12 protein-coding genes are annotated in these 16157 nt (G+C 64.9%); 7 read left to right on the top strand and 5 right to left on the bottom strand.

What is annotated here, in order from left to right:
• Positions 1 to 171 precede the first annotated feature (171 nt).
• The 6 genes from typA (at position 172) to ACFY1P_RS02520 (ending at position 8372) form a co-directional block, all read left to right on the top strand.
• On the top strand, positions 172 to 2076 hold the full coding sequence (gene typA, locus ACFY1P_RS02545) for a translational GTPase TypA (protein WP_361530808.1): 1905 nt from the start codon (positions 172 to 174) through the stop codon (positions 2074 to 2076).
• 450 nt (positions 2077 to 2526) lie between these two features.
• On the top strand, positions 2527 to 4137 hold the full coding sequence (locus tag ACFY1P_RS02540) for an ABC transporter substrate-binding protein (protein WP_390749403.1): 1611 nt from the start codon (positions 2527 to 2529) through the stop codon (positions 4135 to 4137).
• Positions 4138 to 4282: 145 nt separating this feature from the next.
• Entirely contained in the window at positions 4283 to 5212 is a 930-nt protein-coding gene (locus tag ACFY1P_RS02535) for an ABC transporter permease (RefSeq protein WP_390749402.1), read from the top strand.
• Positions 5205 to 6155, top strand: a complete 951-nt coding sequence (locus ACFY1P_RS02530; protein WP_390749401.1) for an ABC transporter permease — start codon at positions 5205 to 5207, stop codon at positions 6153 to 6155. Before ACFY1P_RS02535 ends, ACFY1P_RS02530 begins: the two co-directional genes overlap by 8 nt.
• An 11-nt stretch (positions 6156 to 6166) precedes the next feature.
• Entirely contained in the window at positions 6167 to 7228 is a 1062-nt protein-coding gene (locus ACFY1P_RS02525) for an ABC transporter ATP-binding protein (protein WP_390749400.1), read from the top strand.
• Positions 7221 to 8372: an ABC transporter ATP-binding protein gene (locus tag ACFY1P_RS02520; RefSeq protein WP_390749399.1), complete on the top strand. Its 1152-nt coding sequence runs from the start codon at positions 7221 to 7223 to the stop codon at positions 8370 to 8372. The genes ACFY1P_RS02525 and ACFY1P_RS02520 overlap by 8 nt, the downstream gene beginning before the upstream one ends.
• Positions 8373 to 9314: 942 nt before the next feature.
• On the opposite strand, the gene ACFY1P_RS02515 is transcribed toward ACFY1P_RS02520, so the two are convergent.
• Complete coding sequence (locus ACFY1P_RS02515; RefSeq protein WP_390749398.1) at positions 9315 to 10376, bottom strand: tetratricopeptide repeat protein; 1062 nt, start codon at positions 10374 to 10376, stop codon at positions 9315 to 9317.
• A gap of 498 nt (positions 10377 to 10874) precedes the next feature.
• Between ACFY1P_RS02515 and ACFY1P_RS02510 the strand changes: the two genes are divergently transcribed.
• Positions 10875 to 11873, top strand: a complete 999-nt coding sequence (locus ACFY1P_RS02510; RefSeq protein ID WP_390749397.1) for a LuxR C-terminal-related transcriptional regulator — start codon at positions 10875 to 10877, stop codon at positions 11871 to 11873.
• Here the strand turns inward: ACFY1P_RS02510 and asnB are convergent.
• Genes asnB through ACFY1P_RS02490 form a run of 4 tightly spaced genes read right to left on the bottom strand, consistent with a single transcriptional unit; the run spans position 11857 to position 16157 of the window.
• Entirely contained in the window at positions 11857 to 13698 is a 1842-nt protein-coding gene (gene asnB / locus ACFY1P_RS02505; protein WP_390749396.1) for an asparagine synthase (glutamine-hydrolyzing), read from the bottom strand. The two genes, ACFY1P_RS02510 and asnB, sit on opposite strands and share 17 nt — an antisense overlap.
• Before the next feature lie 17 nt (positions 13699 to 13715).
• Positions 13716 to 13979, bottom strand: a complete 264-nt coding sequence (locus ACFY1P_RS02500; RefSeq protein ID WP_390749395.1) for an acyl carrier protein — start codon at positions 13977 to 13979, stop codon at positions 13716 to 13718.
• Between the two features lie 43 nt (positions 13980 to 14022).
• Positions 14023 to 14823 carry an SAM-dependent methyltransferase gene (locus tag ACFY1P_RS02495; protein WP_390749394.1) on the bottom strand — a complete coding sequence of 267 codons (801 nt, stop codon included), beginning with the start codon at positions 14821 to 14823 and terminating at the stop codon, positions 14023 to 14025.
• Positions 14824 to 14876: 53 nt separating this feature from the next.
• Positions 14877 to 16157, bottom strand: a complete 1281-nt coding sequence (locus ACFY1P_RS02490; RefSeq protein ID WP_390749393.1) for an MFS transporter — start codon at positions 16155 to 16157, stop codon at positions 14877 to 14879.

The raw sequence follows: 16157 nt of genomic DNA, 5'->3' as shown, positions 1-16157 counted from the left end.
GCCGGGCCGATGGAATTACCGCAGGTCAGAACGCCTGTACGCATCCCCGGGCCGCCGAAGTCGGCGCGGGCCCGTACCATGGAGTTGATAGGCCGTGGCGTGTCCTGCCCGGCAGGCGCGCGTACCGGACCGTACGCGTCGCCATCCACGATTCCGGGAGAAGCGCCGCAAGTGCCCACGCGCCACGACATTCGAAACGTAGCCATCGTCGCCCACGTCGACCACGGCAAGACGACCATCGTCGACGCCATGCTCAAGCAGGCCGGCGCCTTCGCCGCGCACCAGCTGGAGTCCGTCGACGACCGCGTCATGGACTCGAACGACCTGGAGCGTGAGAAGGGCATCACGATCCTCGCCAAGAACACGGCGGTGAAGTATCACCCCAAGGACGGCGGGGACCCGATCACGATCAACATCATCGACACCCCCGGCCACGCCGACTTCGGTGGCGAGGTCGAGCGCGGTCTGTCGATGGTGGACGCGGTCGTGCTGCTCGTCGACGCCTCCGAGGGTCCGCTGCCGCAGACCCGCTTCGTGCTGCGCAAGGCGCTCGCCAAGCGGATGCCGGTCATCCTGTGCATCAACAAGACGGACCGCCCGGACTCCCGCATCGACGAGGTCGTCAACGAGACGTACGACCTCTTCCTCGACCTGGACGCCGACGAGGACCAGATCGAGTTCCCGATCGTCTACGCCTGCGGCCGTGACGGCGTCGCCTCGCTGACCAAGCCGGAGGACGGCACCGTCCCCGCGGACAGCACCAACCTGGAGCCGTTCTTCTCCACCATCCTGGAGCACGTCCCGGCCCCGACGTACGAGGAGGCGGCCCCGCTCCAGGCGCACGTCACCAACCTCGACGCCGACAACTTCCTCGGCCGCATCGCGCTGCTCCGCGTCGAGCAGGGCGAGCTGCGCAAGGGCCAGACGGTCGCGTGGATCAAGCGTGACGGCACCATCTCCAACGTCCGCATCACCGAGCTGATGATGACCGAGGCCCTCACCCGCAAGCCCGCCGAGATGGCCGGCCCGGGTGACATCTGCGCCGTCGCCGGTATCCCCGACATCATGATCGGCGAGACCCTGGCCGACCCGGAGAACCCGATCGCGCTGCCGCTGATCACGGTCGACGAGCCGGCGATCTCCATGACCATCGGCACCAACACCTCGCCGCTGGTCGGCCGCGGCGGCACGGGCAAGGGCGCGGACGCCAAGTCCGCCGTCAAGGACCGCAAGGTCACCGCCCGCCAGGTCAAGGACCGTCTGGACCGCGAGCTGGTCGGTAACGTCTCGCTGCGCGTCCTGGACACCGAGCGCCCCGACGCCTGGGAGGTGCAGGGCCGCGGTGAGCTGGCGCTGGCCATCCTGGTCGAGCAGATGCGCCGCGAGGGCTTCGAGATGACGATCGGCAAGCCGCAGGTCGTCACCAAGCAGGTCGACGGCAAGACCTACGAGCCGGTCGAGCGCCTGACGGTCGACGTGCCCGAGGAGCACATGGGCGCGGTCACGCAGCTCATGGGCACCCGCAAGGGCCGCATGGACAACATGTCCAACCACGGCTCCGGCTGGGTCCGCATGGAGTTCGTCGTCCCGTCCCGCGGCCTGATCGGCTTCCGCACGGAGTTCCTGACGAACACCCGCGGCACCGGCATCGCCCACTCCATCCACGAGGGCCACGAGCCGTGGTTCGGCGAGCTGAAGACCCGTAACAACGGCTCCCTGGTCGCCGACCGCTCCGGCGCCGTCACCGCCTTCGCGATGACGAACCTCCAGGAGCGCGGCGTCCTCTTCACCGACCCGGGCACCGAGGTCTACGAGGGCATGATCGTCGGCGAGAACTCCCGCGCCGACGACATGGACGTCAACATCACCAAGGAGAAGAAGCTCACCAACATGCGCTCCTCCTCCGCCGACTCCTTCGAGGCGATCGTCCCGCCGCGCAAGCTGTCGCTGGAGCAGTCCCTGGAGTTCTGCCGCGACGACGAGTGCGTCGAGGTGACCCCGGAGGCCGTCCGCATCCGCAAGGTCGTCCTGGACCAGAAGGAGCGCGGCCGCACCGCCTCCCGCGCGAAGCGCTGACGCGCTGCCGGTTTCACCAGAGGCCCGGCTTCACCACTTTCACCGGTGGTGGTGCCGGGCCTCTGGCATGCTCGGGATGCGCACACTGCCCTTTCGGGCAAGTGATTAAGTGCCAGGTTTAAACCACGGGTGTCCGAATAGCGGACGGACAACAGCAGTTGTTGTGTTAACAGTCCGTTTCGCGGGTGTCTGTCTCTCCTCGCTTTGTCCGGATTTCGGACAGGCGAATGTGATCGATGTGACCAAAGCGAGACCCTTTAAGTGTGGTTTACAAGCCGGACGTACTCAATAGTTGGGTTCATTGAGCTCGGGTCAATGGGTCACGCGCTGTGGGGAGCGCCGACTCACGAGCACACTCGAGGTGCCGGTTCCGTCTCCGCTGTCAGGGGTGTCAGCGTGGGACCGGTGCCTCTCTATGTAGTGACAGTGGACTCCTGAGGAGGCATACCCATGCGCGGTGCCAAGAGTGCGAAGTGGGTCACGAGTGCGATAGTCGTGGCCATGGCCGCGACGGCTTGTGGCGGTGGATCCGACAGCTCGTCAGACTCGGGCAAACCCCAGGGGTATGTCTCCATCGACAACGGTGAGCCGCAGAACCCGCTCATCCCGTCGGACGTCAACGAGACCTTCGGCCACCAGGTCGTCACCGCGCTCTATTCGCCGCTGGTGCAGTTCGGCGACCAGGGCAAGATCGTGAATGACGCCGCCGAGAAGATCTCGACGGAGGACTCCAAGACCTGGACGATCAAGATCAAGTCCGGCTGGACGTTCCACAACGGTGAGAAGGTCACCGCCCAGTCATACATCGACGCCTGGAACTGGGGCGCCAACGTCAAGAACAACCAGAAGGACAGCCTCTGGTTCAACGACATCAAGGGCTACGAGGACGTCCACCCGGAGAAGGGCGACCCGAAGACCGACAAGATGTCGGGGCTCAAGGCCGTGGACGACACGACGTTCACCGTCGAACTCAGCCACGCCGTCCCGTACTTCGAGTACAAGCTGGGCTACGTGCCCTTCATGCCGCAGTCGAAGGAGTTCTTCAAGGACCCCAAGGCGGCCGGCCAGAAGCCGATCGGCAACGGCCCCTACAAGTTCGAGAAGTGGGAGCACAAGAAGCTCATCCAGGTCGGCGCCTTCGACGGCTACAAGGGTGACGACAAGCCCAAGAACAAGGGCGTCCAGTTCAAGGCCTATTCCACGGTCGAGGCCGCTTACCAGGACCTGCTCTCCGACAACCTGGACGTGATCCGCCAGGTCGGTCCGAAGGACCTGCCGAAGTACAAGTCGGACCTCGGCGACCGTGCCATCGAGCAGCCCTACGCGGCCGTCCAGAGCATCGTCCCGGCCTTCTACAGCGAGCCGTTCAAGAACGTCGACCCCAAGGTGATCCAGGGCCTGTCGATGGCCATCGACCGCCCGACCATCACCAAGACGGTCCTGAACAACACCCGCGTCCCCGCCACCAGCTTCACGGCGCCGGGTGTCATGGGCAACCAGACCGATCTCGGCGTCGACGTCTTCAAGTTCGACCCGGTGAAGGCCAAGGAGCTCATCAAGGAAGGCGGCGGCGTTCCGGGCAACAAGATCTGGATCCAGTACAACGGCGACGGTGGCCACAAGGAGTGGATCACCGCCGTGTGCCAGAACATCCGCCAGAACACCGGCATCGAGTGCCTCGGCGACGCCAAGCCGGACTTCCAGGCGGATCTCGACACCCGTGACCAGAACAAGGTCAAGGCGATGTACCGCGGTGGCTGGGTCGCCGACTACCCGCTGAACGTCAACTTCATGCGCGAGCTCTACCGCACCGGTGCCGAGGCCAACAGCGGCCGCTTCTCGGACAAGGGCATCGACGAGCTCTTCGACAAGGGTGACAACGCCAAGACGCTGGACGAGTCGGTCAAGCTCTACCAGGACGCCGAGAAGGCCATGGCGCAGAAGATGCCGGCCATCCCGCTGTGGAACTACAAGGCCAACGCGGGCTTCTCGAAGAAGGTCGAGAACGTGAAGTTCGACTTCCGCGGCGACCCGGTCGTCACCGAGATCACCCCCAAGTAGTCCCCGCTCCCGCGGACCCATCCGCAACCGGTACCCCGCCACCCCCGTAATCCGGTACGGGCGGGAAGGTGCCGGGGGCCGCTTCCCCGCAGCCTCGCTGCCGAGGAGCGGCCCCCGGTGCCGTCGTTATCCATATGGAGGCACCATGGGGCGCTACGTCGCGCGGCGACTGCTCCAGATGATCCCGGTCTTCCTCGGGTCAACCTTGCTGATCTTCCTCATGATGCACGCCCTGCCCGGTGATCCCGTGCGGGCGATGTGGGGAGAGCAGGCCATCGATCCGTCGCAGATCGCCCGTGTCAAGCACGACCTCGGGCTCGACCTGCCGCTCTGGCACCAGTATTGGAACTATCTGAGCGGGCTGTTCCAGGGCGACTTCGGCACTCAGATCGCCAGCCAGAGACCTGTGGCCGATGTGATCGCCGACGCGTTCCCGGTGACCATCAGACTGGCGCTCTTCGCGTTCGTCTTCACCGTGGTCGTCGGCATCAGCCTCGGAGTGCTGGCCGGTCTGCGCGCCGATCGCCTGCTGGACAAGGGGGTGCTCTTCTTCACCCTGCTGCTGGTGTCCGTGCCGTCCTTCGTCCTGGGCTACGCGTTCCAGTTCCTGTTCGCCATGAAGCTGGGCTGGCTGACGCCCACCGTCCAGAACTCCGAGGACTTCGGGCAGTTGTTCATGCCGGCCATCGTGCTGGGCTCGCTGTCGCTCGCGTACGTCACCCGGCTGACCCGGACCTCCATCGCGGAGAACCTGCGCGCGGACTACATCCGTACCGCCGTCGCCAAGGGCCTGCCGCGTCGCCGCGTCGTCGGCGTCCACCTGCTGCGCAACTCCCTGATCCCCGTGGTGACTTTCCTCGGCACCGACCTCGGCGCTCTGCTGGGAGGTGCGGTCGTCACCGAGGGCATCTTCAACATCAACGGTGTCGGGCGTGTCATCTACGAGGCCCTCAACCGCCACGAAGGCTCCACCGTCACCGGCGTCGTGACGCTGCTCGTCATCGTCTATCTCCTGGCCAGCCTGCTCGTCGACCTGCTTTACGCGGTCCTGGACCCGAGGATCCGTTATGCCTGAGGCAACCGAAGGCACCGCCACGCTTCCGGCCGCCGAGGAGCAGGCCGTGTCCAAGAGCCCGGCCAAGGCCACGGCAGGCAAGCCGCGCAGCCTGTGGTCCGACGCGTGGCGCGATCTGCGTCGCAATCCGCTGTTCGTGGCGTCGGCCGTGCTGATCCTGCTGCTCCTGGTCATGACGTGCTTCCCGAGCCTGTTCACCGACACCTCGCCGCGTGACGGTAATCTGCAGGGCGCCTTCCTCAAGGACCCGCAGTACGGGAAGGTCTTCTCGGGCGAGTGGCTCGGCTACGACGGCCAGGGCCGCAGCATCTGGGCCCGGCTCGTCTACGGCGCCCGTGCCTCGGTCATCGTCGGTGTCGTGGTCACCGCCGCCGTCACCCTCTTCGGCGGCGTCGTGGGCATGCTGGCGGGCTACTTCGGCGGCTGGCTCGACAGCCTGCTCTCCCGCCTCACCGATATCTTCGCCGGAATCCCGTTCCTCCTCGGCGCCATGGTCGTGCTCACCTCCTTCGACGTGCGTTCCGTCTGGGTGGTCTCCGGAGCTCTGATCATCCTCGGGTGGACGCAGATCGCCCGCGTCATGCGAGGCTCGGTGATCTCCTGCAAGCAGGCGGACTACGTGATGGCCGCCAAGGCGCTCGGCGCCGGCACCGGCCGGATCCTGCTGCGGCACATCCTGCCGAACGCCATCGCCCCGGTGATCGTGGTCGCGACCATCTCGCTCGGTGGCTACATCTCCGCCGAAGCCACCCTGTCCTACCTGGGCATCGGCCTCGCCGACCCGGTGGTGTCCTGGGGCATCGACGTCTCCGCCGGCAAGGACCAGCTGCGCAACGCGCCGCATGTCCTGCTCTTCCCGGCGCTGATGGTCTCGATCACGGTGCTGGCCTTCATCATGCTCGGCGATGCGGTCCGCAACGCCCTCGACCCCAAGCTGCGCTGAGGGAGGCGTACGTGACCACTACCCCGAAGACGGCAGGCGCCGAGGAACAGCGCCCGGCCGACGGCAAGAAGAACGCTCCGCTGCTCGAAGTCCGTGATCTGCACGTGGAGTTCCACACCCGTGACGGCGTCGCCAAGGCGGTCAACGGTGTCAACTACTCCGTGGACTCCGGAGAGACGCTCGCCGTGCTCGGTGAGTCCGGCTCCGGCAAGTCCGTGACGGCGCAGGCCATCATGGGCATCCTCGACATGCCTCCCGGGAAGATTCCGCAGGGCGAGATCCTCTTCCGCGGCCAGGACATGCTGAAGATGTCCGCCGAGGAGCGGCGGAAGATCCGTGGCGCCAAGATCGCCATGATCTTCCAGGACGCCCTGTCCTCCCTGAACCCCGTGCTCAGCGTCGGTTATCAGCTCGGCGAGATGTTCCGGGTGCACAAGGGGCTGTCCAAGAAGGAAGCCAAGGCCAAAGCCATCGAGCTGATGGACCGGGTGCGTATCCCCGCGGCCAAGGAGCGGGTGGGCGACTATCCGCACCAGTTCTCCGGCGGTATGCGCCAGCGCATCATGATCGCGATGGCGCTGGCCCTGGAGCCCGATCTGATCATCGCGGACGAGCCGACCACGGCGCTGGACGTGACGGTCCAGGCGCAGGTGATGGACCTGCTGGCCGAGCTCCAGCGCGAGTACAACATGGGCCTCATCCTCATCACCCACGACCTGGGTGTGGTGGCGGACGTCGCCGACAAGATCGCCGTGATGTACGCGGGCCGCATCGTCGAGACCGCACCCGTCCACGAGCTCTACAAGCGTCCTGCCCACCCCTACTCGCGCGGACTGCTGGACTCCATCCCGCGCCTGGACCAGAAGGGGCAGGAGCTCTACGCGATCAAGGGGCTGCCGCCCAACCTGCTCGCCATCCCGAGCGGTTGCGCCTTCAACCCCCGCTGCCCCAAGGCGCAGGACATCTGCCGTACGGACGTGCCCGCCCTGCACCAGGTGACCGAGCAGGACGGCGCGTCGCTGGCCGGCCGCGGCAGCGCATGCCACTTCTGGAAGGAGACGATCCATGGCTGAGACCGGCAAGAAGGACGAGGCCGTGGCGGAGACGACGCCCAATGTCTCCGAGGTCGTCCCCGCCGACGCGAGCACGACCGCGGAGGTCGAGGCGGTTCTCGATGCCCCCGTGGACCGCGGTGAGCCCATCCTCCAGGTCCGCAATCTGGTCAAGCACTTCCCGCTGCACCAGGGCATCCTCTTCAAGCGGCAGGTCGGCGCCGTCAAGGCCGTCGACGGCGTCTCCTTCGACCTCTACCAGGGTGAGACGCTCGGCATCGTCGGTGAGTCCGGCTGCGGCAAGTCCACGGTCGCCAGGCTGCTGATGACCCTGGAGACGGCCACCTCGGGCGAGGTCTTCTACAAGGGCCAGGACATCACCAAGCTGTCCGGGCGCGCGCTGAAGGCCGTACGCCGCAACATCCAGATGGTCTTCCAGGACCCCTACACCTCGCTCAACCCCCGGATGACCGTCGGTGACATCATCGGCGAGCCCTTCGAGATCCACCCCGAGGTGGCCCCGAAGGGTGACCGGCGCAAGCGGGTGCAGGAGCTGCTGGACGTCGTCGGCCTCAACCCCGAATACATCAACCGCTACCCGCACCAGTTCTCCGGCGGCCAGCGCCAGCGCATCGGTATCGCCCGCGGCCTCGCGCTCAACCCGGAGATCATCGTCTGCGACGAGCCGGTCTCGGCGCTGGACGTCTCCGTGCAGGCCCAGGTCATCAACCTGATGGAGAAGCTCCAGGACGAGTTCAACCTCTCCTACATCTTCATCGCACACGACCTGTCCATCGTCCGGCACATCTCCGACCGCGTCGGCGTGATGTACCTCGGCAAGATGGCCGAGATCGGCACGGACGCGCAGATCTACGAGCACCCGACGCACCCCTACACCCAGGCGCTGCTGTCGGCCGTGCCCGTGCCCGACCCGGAGGCGCGCGAGGGCCGGGAGCGGATCATCCTGACCGGCGACGTGCCCTCCCCGGCGAACCCGCCCTCCGGCTGCCGCTTCCGCACGCGCTGCTGGAAGGCGCAGGACAAGTGCGCGGAGGAGATCCCGCTGCTGGCGATCCCCGAGCTCTACCAGGGCAAGGACACCCCGGCGGCACATGAGTCGGCGTGCCACTTCGCGGAGGAGAAGCAGGTGGTTCCGGCGGCGTAGTCCGTCCGAGGGCCGGTTTGCCGGGGCTCCGGCCCCGGCCCTCGAATTCCGGACAGGCTGGAAGCGCGGGTGACCCGCACAGTCTGGCCCGTTCGGAATTCGAGGACCGGTTCAACGCTCTCTTCACCAGCTTGGCCCCGCGCAGGGGCGGCCCCGTGCAGCGGCTGCAGTTCTTCGTCTCCGAGTCCACATGGGACGTCGGACAGGTCAGCACCTGGTGGCTGAAGGTACTCTGCGAGCAGACCGCCGCTGCTCCGCACGACGGCGGGGACGTCGTCGACGAACTCCGGTACCGCCCCACCCACAACTTCGCAGCCGGTCCGGCCTGGCCTTCCGTATCAAGCCGCTGCCCTCGCCGTGCAGCGGTCGGGTTCGCTTGGGCGGTGGTGGCGGCCGACTGTGGTTACAGCACCAGCGATGGCTGTCACTTTGTGCTACGCAAGGCCCAACTGGCCTACGTGGTGGCCCTTAAGCTGCACCGTGGAACTTGGGGCCCTGCAGCCCAGCCGCACACCCCATCGGAACCACCCACGCCCTGGCAGGATGCCGACCACCCGGCGACTGGACACCTGTGCGGTGGTACATCTGCGGCGGACATCCCGAGGTTGTGGGCCACCGACACCACGCTCGGCGGTCGGCCGTCTATGGTCCGTACCGCCTGGTCGCCACCACCGACCTGGCGCCTCTGCCGACCAGGCCGCCAATCTGCCGAGCCAGGGCCTTGCGAGCAGTCGGCTCCTGGTTCATCCCCGCCACTACCCTGCCGACGCCGGAGACGCTCTCGGGCCGGCAAATGCCGTCGCCGCAGGACAAAGCATTGACCTCTCCCGCCGGATCTAATGAACTACCGGCAGTGGTGGTGACGTGATGTTCTCCCGAGAAGACATCGACGCCCTGCCTTGCCCTGTGTGTTCAGCGGCATCAATAGACCTGACTCGGCCATCACTGAAGGGATGACAGCCTCTCGTTGACTGCAGGAACAGTTGGGTCGATTGCATCGGAGAACGCGTATGAGTCTTGCGCGCGCTTCCTGTCACCGCGCTTCTCGTGGATCCACCCAAGGTGGAAGGCTGCCGCGGCCACCGAATGCCCTCCCAGAGGAAGCATCTGCTCGTAAGCGTGCAGCGACTCGTCCAGGCGTCCTGCCGCCAGGAGGGTGTAGCCATAGATGCGCCAAGCGTCCGCGTCATAGGGACTGATGCCCGGGAGGCGGGACGTGGCCGTCACGGCACCCTCGGTATCGTTGATGCTGCGACATGCGCGCCCTTGTGCCTGAAACGCGGAGAACACTTCTTCGTCCCAGGCGAGTTGAAGCAGAGCACTCTCTGGCTGGACTTCGATGAGACTCAGGGCGGCCCGGTCCAAGTAGTCAGTTGTGGCCGCAGCCTCCCCTCTGAAGATGGCGGCATCGGAGAGTGATCGAAGCAGTTTGCGCTCGACCCACCGATGTTCGGGATCCATGTCCAGCGGGTGTGTCAGCGCCTGTTCTGCCAGGGCAATTGCCTGGTGCAGGGCCGTGGATCCGGACCCGTGACTTGCTTGGAGAGGTATCGCGAAGCTCGCCAGTGCCAGGCGGGTCAGTACTGACAGCCGAGGATCAGATACTGCTCGGAGCGCCTGCGACACGACTTGAGCGGGCTTGGGGTGCAGCTGCGTAAGGACGGCCAGCCTGGTGAGCACATGCTCTGGCCGTACGTCCTGCGGGAACGACGATATGCCCATCTGGGCATCTGTGATCCCGAGCAGCCGAGCGGCCCGCTGGGGGTAATCGAGCCTCAGCATCAACATGCCGGCGACATCGCGTTCAATGGGCGTCAGATCCTCAGGGCGGGCGGAAAGCTCGTGGACCTGCCGCCAGAGTTCCGTCGTCAGATCCGAAGGAAGATGACTGAACTCCCTCCCTACCGCATCCGCCCGGCCCCAGCTGGCCGCGGTGAGAAGGCGCAACTGACGAGGCGGAATCTCACCGAAGACCGGAAGGGCCTCGACATCACGGCGCGCCAAACGCTGAGCAATGGCATAGGTTGCACGCGCGTGCTTCGGGGAACATGACACGGGGGACGCCAGCCCTACATGCACGGGGCAGACAGCTGGCACGTTCGCCACGAGGAGGGCTTCCAGCCGTCGGGTGAGGTCTCCGGGACCGTGTGGCGGTTCGTATGGCGCTGGCAGGTAGTTCATGCTCTTCCGGTTCAATGGCGCCGCGTTCAGTGCAGAGCCCCCGGCGGAGTGACTAGTCCCACCCGGGATCGAGTGCCATGGGGTTAGCGGCAGCAGTGTGGGTTTCCGTGCTCGACGGATTCGCATCAGCAGAGTCGGCAACTGTGAGTACCGTGACAATCGCAACCAGTGCAATTGTCAACCCGGTAACCTTGCGAAGAAGCTTCATCTTCCCCTCTCACTCACGGGTGTTTGACCCGTGATGAAGGAGAGCTTCTCCCGACGTCTTCAGCCGTACAAGAGTTGAAAGTGCTCATGAAGTGACATTGCAGGAGGCTGAACATGAACGAATCGTGCGAATCGGGCAACGGTTGCCGTATCGACGGTGCGCTCTGCAAGCGAGGTGTCAGGTACTACCTGGACGCAGTCCGCACCGGCCACGCCGATCAGCCTTCCACGCCTGCCTGTCTCCTGCGGCTGCAGCTTCTCCAGCCGGTTCCCGGCCCTGAGCAGTTCCTGACCCCCATCCGCCCCTCCGCCGCTCTGGCCATGCTCGTACGCCCCATTGAACAGGAGATCCAGCAGCGCCAGGAGGTCGCGCAGGAACTGCAGCGGGCTCTGGACCCGATCGAGGCTCTTTACAACGCCCAGCAGCGCCCGGTCTCGGATCTGGCGATGCTCGAAGGCCTGCCGGCCATCAACGCCGCCATCGACCTTGCCACCAAAAGGTGCACCACCGAACTGCTCACCTCCCAGCCTGGCGGCGGCCGCTCCTCAGCCGTCCTCTCCGAAGCTCTGCAACGGAGCCGGGACCTGATCGCCCGTGGTGTCCGACTGCGGACTCTGTATCAGCACACCGTTCGCTACAACCCTGCAACCATGGACTACATCCATCAGATCACCGAGGCTGGTGATTCAGCTCAAGTGCGCACCCTGGACGAGCTTTTCGAACGCCTGATCATCTTCGACCGTGAGGTGGCGTTCATTCCTGCCCGCAGCGACCGTCAGAGTGCTCTCGAAGTCCGCAATCCGGCTCTCATCACTTTTCTCGTGGACGTCTACGAACGGGCCTGGCAACGTGCAGCCCCCCTCACTTCCGGCAGTCGAAGCAGGGAAGAGCCCAGTGTCATTCCCGGCATCCGGCGCACCATCTGTCAGCTCCTGGTCTCCGGGTATGTCGATGAAGCGATCGCCCGCCGTCTGGGTATGAGCGTCCGGACGTGTCGCTCACATATCGCGAAGATCGCCGAGCAGCTCGGGAGCACGAATCGGGCACAGCTGGGTTATCTGCTGGCTACTTCAGGCCTTCTCGGCGAACCCGCAATCACAGATCCAGAGTGACGTCGTAGGAGCCGAGCCACCGGTTCAACCAGATCGCCATTTCAAGGCCGCCTCGGTCGTAGGACCGACTGGTCGTGCTTTGCGGTCGGCTCAAGACTGCCTGCGCCTTCTTCAGGTCCAGCAAAGGCCGGACAGGGGCGTTGCTGTCTCGGACGATCTCGGCCATCTCGGCCCGTAGCCCACTCTCGTATGCCGGATCCTGAGTGGTCGGGTACGGAGTCTTGACTCGTTCCAGTATGGACGTCGGCAGCAGGTCAGCCGTGGCAGCACGGAGCAGACTCTTCTCCCGGCCATCGAATGCCTTCATCGCCCAGGGGGTGTTGAACACGTACTCGACCAGCCTGTGGTCGCAGAAGGGGACCCGAACCTCGAGCCCGACCGCCATGCTCATTCTGTCCTTGCGATCCAGCAACGTCTGCACGAAGCGGGTGAGGTTGAGGTAGCCCATCTCCCTCATCCGGCGCTCAGTCCCCTCCTCGCCCGGCAGGACAGGGACCTCACCGAGTGCCTCGTGATAGCGGGCCTGTCGGTGGCCGGGAATATCGAGCTTCTCCACCAGCCCTCGGTCGAGCAGCTGAACCCCGCCGAAGTAGCGGGCCGAACCCGAGGTGAGCCATGGGAAGGTGTCCGCCTGCACGGCTCCCGGATTATGGAACCACCGGTATCCACCGAAGAGTTCGTCTGCCGACTCCCCTGACAGTGCCACTGTCGTGTGCTGCTTTACAGCTGCGAACAGCAGGTAGAGGGATGGCCACATGTCGCCCCAGTAGGCCGGTGGTAGGTCCGTGGCCCGCAGGACGGCTGCGCGCACGGCGGGGCTGAGCAACTCGGCGCTGTCCAGGATGATCTCGGTGTGCTCGGCGCCGACGTGTCGAGCCAGCTCACGTGCATACGGGGCGTCGACTGCACCACGGACTGCGTCCGCCTGGAACCGGGTGGCGGCTTCGGAGAAGTCGACGGAGAACGACCGTAGCGGGCCCGAACCTCGCGTTTGGGCGCCCAGAGCCGTGATGGCGGATGAGTCCAGGCCGCCGGAGAGCAGGGTGGACAGGGGGACCTCCGCCACCATCTGGCGCTGAACAGTGTCTTCCAGCAGCTCTCGGACTGTCCGGATCGTAGTCCTGAGGTCGTCGGTGTGCTCACGAGCCTCGAGGGCCCAGTAGCAATGCTTGGTCAGGCCCTTCCGGCTCACGCGGACGAGGTGCCCGGGACGGACCTCGTACATGCCCGAATAGATCGCCGCCTCCGGCGTCTTCACCATGTCGAGGACTTCGCGCAGGCCGTCGGAGTCGACACGCGCAGATATCCTTGGGTGGGCCAGTATGGCTTTCGGTTCGGACCCGAAGAGCACACCGTCCGGGGTGGGGAAGTAGTACAGAGGCTTGACGCCCATACGATCGCGTACGAGAGTCAGCTCCTCGTTCCTACTGTCCCAGATCGCCAGTGCGAACATCCCGTTCAGGCGCTCGGCGAACGAGCGTCCCCACTGTATGTAGGCACGGAGTACCACTTCGGTGTCGCTGCGTGTGCGGAACACGTGCCCGTGGCTGGTGAGTTCGGTACGGAGCTCGGAGAAGTTGTAGACCTCCCCACAGAACGTGAGCGTTACGCACTCATGGCCCGGCCCCTCGTTCGTCATCGGCTGCCGACCGCCGTCAAGGTCGATGACGGCAAGCCTGCGGTGCCCCAGGGCTACGTGGCGGGCTGTCCACATTCCTTCCGCATCCGGGCCGCGGCAGGCCAGCGTGTCGGTCATCTTCCGGATCTCTTCGTATTGCTCCGACACATCGTGCCCGAAGTTCACCCACCCTGTGATTCCACACATTGCCCCTGCCTCCTCTCTTACGCGGTTTCCAGAAGAGCTTCGTTCACCAGCTTCACCAGGCCCTCCGGAGTCCCGGCCTTGTAGACGACGTCAGACGAAAACTCAACTCCGCGGTCGCTTTCTATGCGCGCCAGCGTGTTGAACAGGGAGAGTGAGTCGTATCCGAGGGCGTCGAAGGTTTCGTCCGCCATGTCTCCACCCAACTCGATTTCGGTCCAGGTGTCCGGATCGGCAAATTCTCGAAGAATGTAGAGCAGATCCTCAAGAGTAAATTCTTTCACTTTCGCCTTTCTTTTCGACAGGGAACCCCCAAGGGTGATCCGGTCAGCTGGCAGCCGTAGCCTTGTTGCCCACGAGCAGGCTCAGAAATTCTCGGTCGACCTCGCCCACGCTCTCACTCGCCGGCACATAGATCGAAGTGCCGTAGTCGATCGCCTCAACTGCCTGTGCGAGCCCTGACAGCTTTCCTCGGACGAGCTTCGACTCTTCGTCCTTATGTGACTTCGAGCAGACGGCGACGAAAGATCGGTTCTCCCCCAGGCTCTCGCAGAGGTACTCCTGCAGCAGCTGAATCTGGTTGCTCCGCCAGGGCTCGACGAAGTTCGTCTGACTCGTTCCCACTGACGAACCGTGGTAGATGAGCATGCCGAGCCGCGGGTCGAGGTTGTACCGGAAGAGCAGTAGGCGATTGGCGCAGACCACCATGCATCCACGCTCGAGCAGGTCCAGGCGAAGGTCGAGCATCATCGTGTCAAGGCTGCTGATTCCCGGGATCACCTCGACGTCGAGGTCAGCTTCCTTGTCCGAGAGACGGAACAGCTCCTGTGTCAGGGTGACTCCGAGGTTGGGATGCCCCTGGACGAGGTAGGTGACATCTCCGAACTCACGCGCAGCCGCGACGACGGCGTCAAGCATGCTCGAGTAGTTGTCACGGTCCTCTGCTCCGTCCTTGTAATAGCTGGCGATGTCCTGTGTGTTGCTCACCCCCAGCTCGCGCAGCCATTCCACGGCTCCGGGAAAACTGACGTAAATCACCTTTGATGCGTTGAGTAGCGCGTTGCGGCCGCCGATGCTGAGATCCCGCTGCGGGAATATTCCCGCCCCTACCAGGCGTACAACTGCCATGATCTTCCCCTTGATAGTGATTGGTTTTACAGCGAAACTTTTACGGCAAGGAATTACACCAGGGTGTCTGCGTGCTGTTGTTCGGCCGCCTTGCCCGATGCGGCCGCCGCTGTTCTTACTTGAGCGATCCGCGTGTTGTTCAGCACGGGCAGTACCGCGAAGGCGGTAACCGTCATGGCAGCACCACCGGCATAGAAGGCCGCGGGGATTCCGAAGAACTTGGCGACCAGGCCGCCCACGACTCCACCGACAGTGAAAGCACCCACTGCAACGGATCGGTAGACCGAGGTGACGCGGCCCATCAGCTCATTGGGCACGATCTGCTGTCGGAGGGTGACGACTTGGATGGACTGGATCAAGACGGCGAAGCCATCCAACGCCATGAAACAGACCGTGGCTGCCGTGCTGATGGCCAGGCCCATTCCGATGGTGGATCCGGCTGACACCAGGCTAGTGACCAGGATCAGTGTGCCGGTCGGCATCCGCTCCCCGACCTTGCCGGCGACAAGACCACCGAGTACCGCGCCGATGGCGCCAGCCGCGAGCAGCACGCCGTACCCACCCGACGACACACCCAGCACATCCGTGGCAAGCAGCACAAGGATTCCGTACGTGGCAGCGTTGGCGGCATTGCCAACTGCCGCGACAAGGCTCAGCGACCGCAGCGTCGGTGACAACCAGTACCAGCGCGCGCCGATGGCGATATCCGTAGCGATGCTCTTAGCCGTCAGCGGCTCAACAGAGGCCTTCTGCCAGTGCCGAGTTGCTGCCGGGATCAGTGCCAGCAGGCCGACAGCAGCCAGATAGCCGGCGGCTCCGAGTGCGAACGGAGCCACAGTTGCGGAGGCGAAGAGTAATCCACCCACTGGCGGTCCGACGAACTCATTGCAGATGACGAACGTAGTCTGCAGCCGTCCGTTGGCCCGGCCCAGGTCGTCAGGGGCGACCAAGGTCGGCAGCCACGCGGACGACGAACTGTCGTAGAGCGTCTCGGCCGTACCGATAGCGAAGAAGACTACGTACAGCAGCGGCATGGAGACGGCGTCCCAGAGGGCGGCCAGCGCGAGAGCCACGAATCCAGCTACGCGGATCCAGTTAGCTGCCTGTGCGACGCGTCTGCGATCCAGGCGGTCTGCGAGGGCGCCGGATATGAAAGCCAGCACGAGCCAGGGGGCGCGCTGTGCCACGGTGATTCCTGCGATCAGCGCGGGGTCGTGGGTCACAGCGGCCGCGAGCAGGGGTGCTGCGGCCAGGCTTATGCCGTCCGAAAGATTCGATGTGGCCGTCGCCGCCCACAATTTCCGGAAGACTCGTCTGCTGGGAGTGGGGTCCAT

It is taken from the genome of Streptomyces sp. NPDC001407 (genome assembly GCF_042895325.1).
Classification (GTDB): Bacteria; Actinomycetota; Actinomycetes; order Streptomycetales; family Streptomycetaceae; genus Streptomyces.
This window is presented reverse-complemented; position numbering and strand designations above follow the sequence as displayed.

Coding starts and splice junctions, on each gene's coding strand:
- ACFY1P_RS02530 (WP_390749401.1), top strand. CDS start 5,205: ATGCCTGAGGCAACCGAAGGCACCGCCACGCTTCCGGCCGCCGAGGAG.
- ACFY1P_RS02535 (WP_390749402.1), top strand. CDS start 4,283: ATGGGGCGCTACGTCGCGCGGCGACTGCTCCAGATGATCCCGGTCTTC.
- asnB (WP_390749396.1), bottom strand. CDS start 13,698: ATGTGTGGAATCACAGGGTGGGTGAACTTCGGGCACGATGTGTCGGAG.
- ACFY1P_RS02540 (WP_390749403.1), top strand. CDS start 2,527: ATGCGCGGTGCCAAGAGTGCGAAGTGGGTCACGAGTGCGATAGTCGTG.
- ACFY1P_RS02520 (WP_390749399.1), top strand. CDS start 7,221: ATGGCTGAGACCGGCAAGAAGGACGAGGCCGTGGCGGAGACGACGCCC.
- ACFY1P_RS02490 (WP_390749393.1), bottom strand. CDS start 16,157: ATGGACCCCACTCCCAGCAGACGAGTCTTCCGGAAATTGTGGGCGGCG.
- ACFY1P_RS02510 (WP_390749397.1), top strand. CDS start 10,875: ATGAACGAATCGTGCGAATCGGGCAACGGTTGCCGTATCGACGGTGCG.
- ACFY1P_RS02495 (WP_390749394.1), bottom strand. CDS start 14,823: ATGGCAGTTGTACGCCTGGTAGGGGCGGGAATATTCCCGCAGCGGGAT.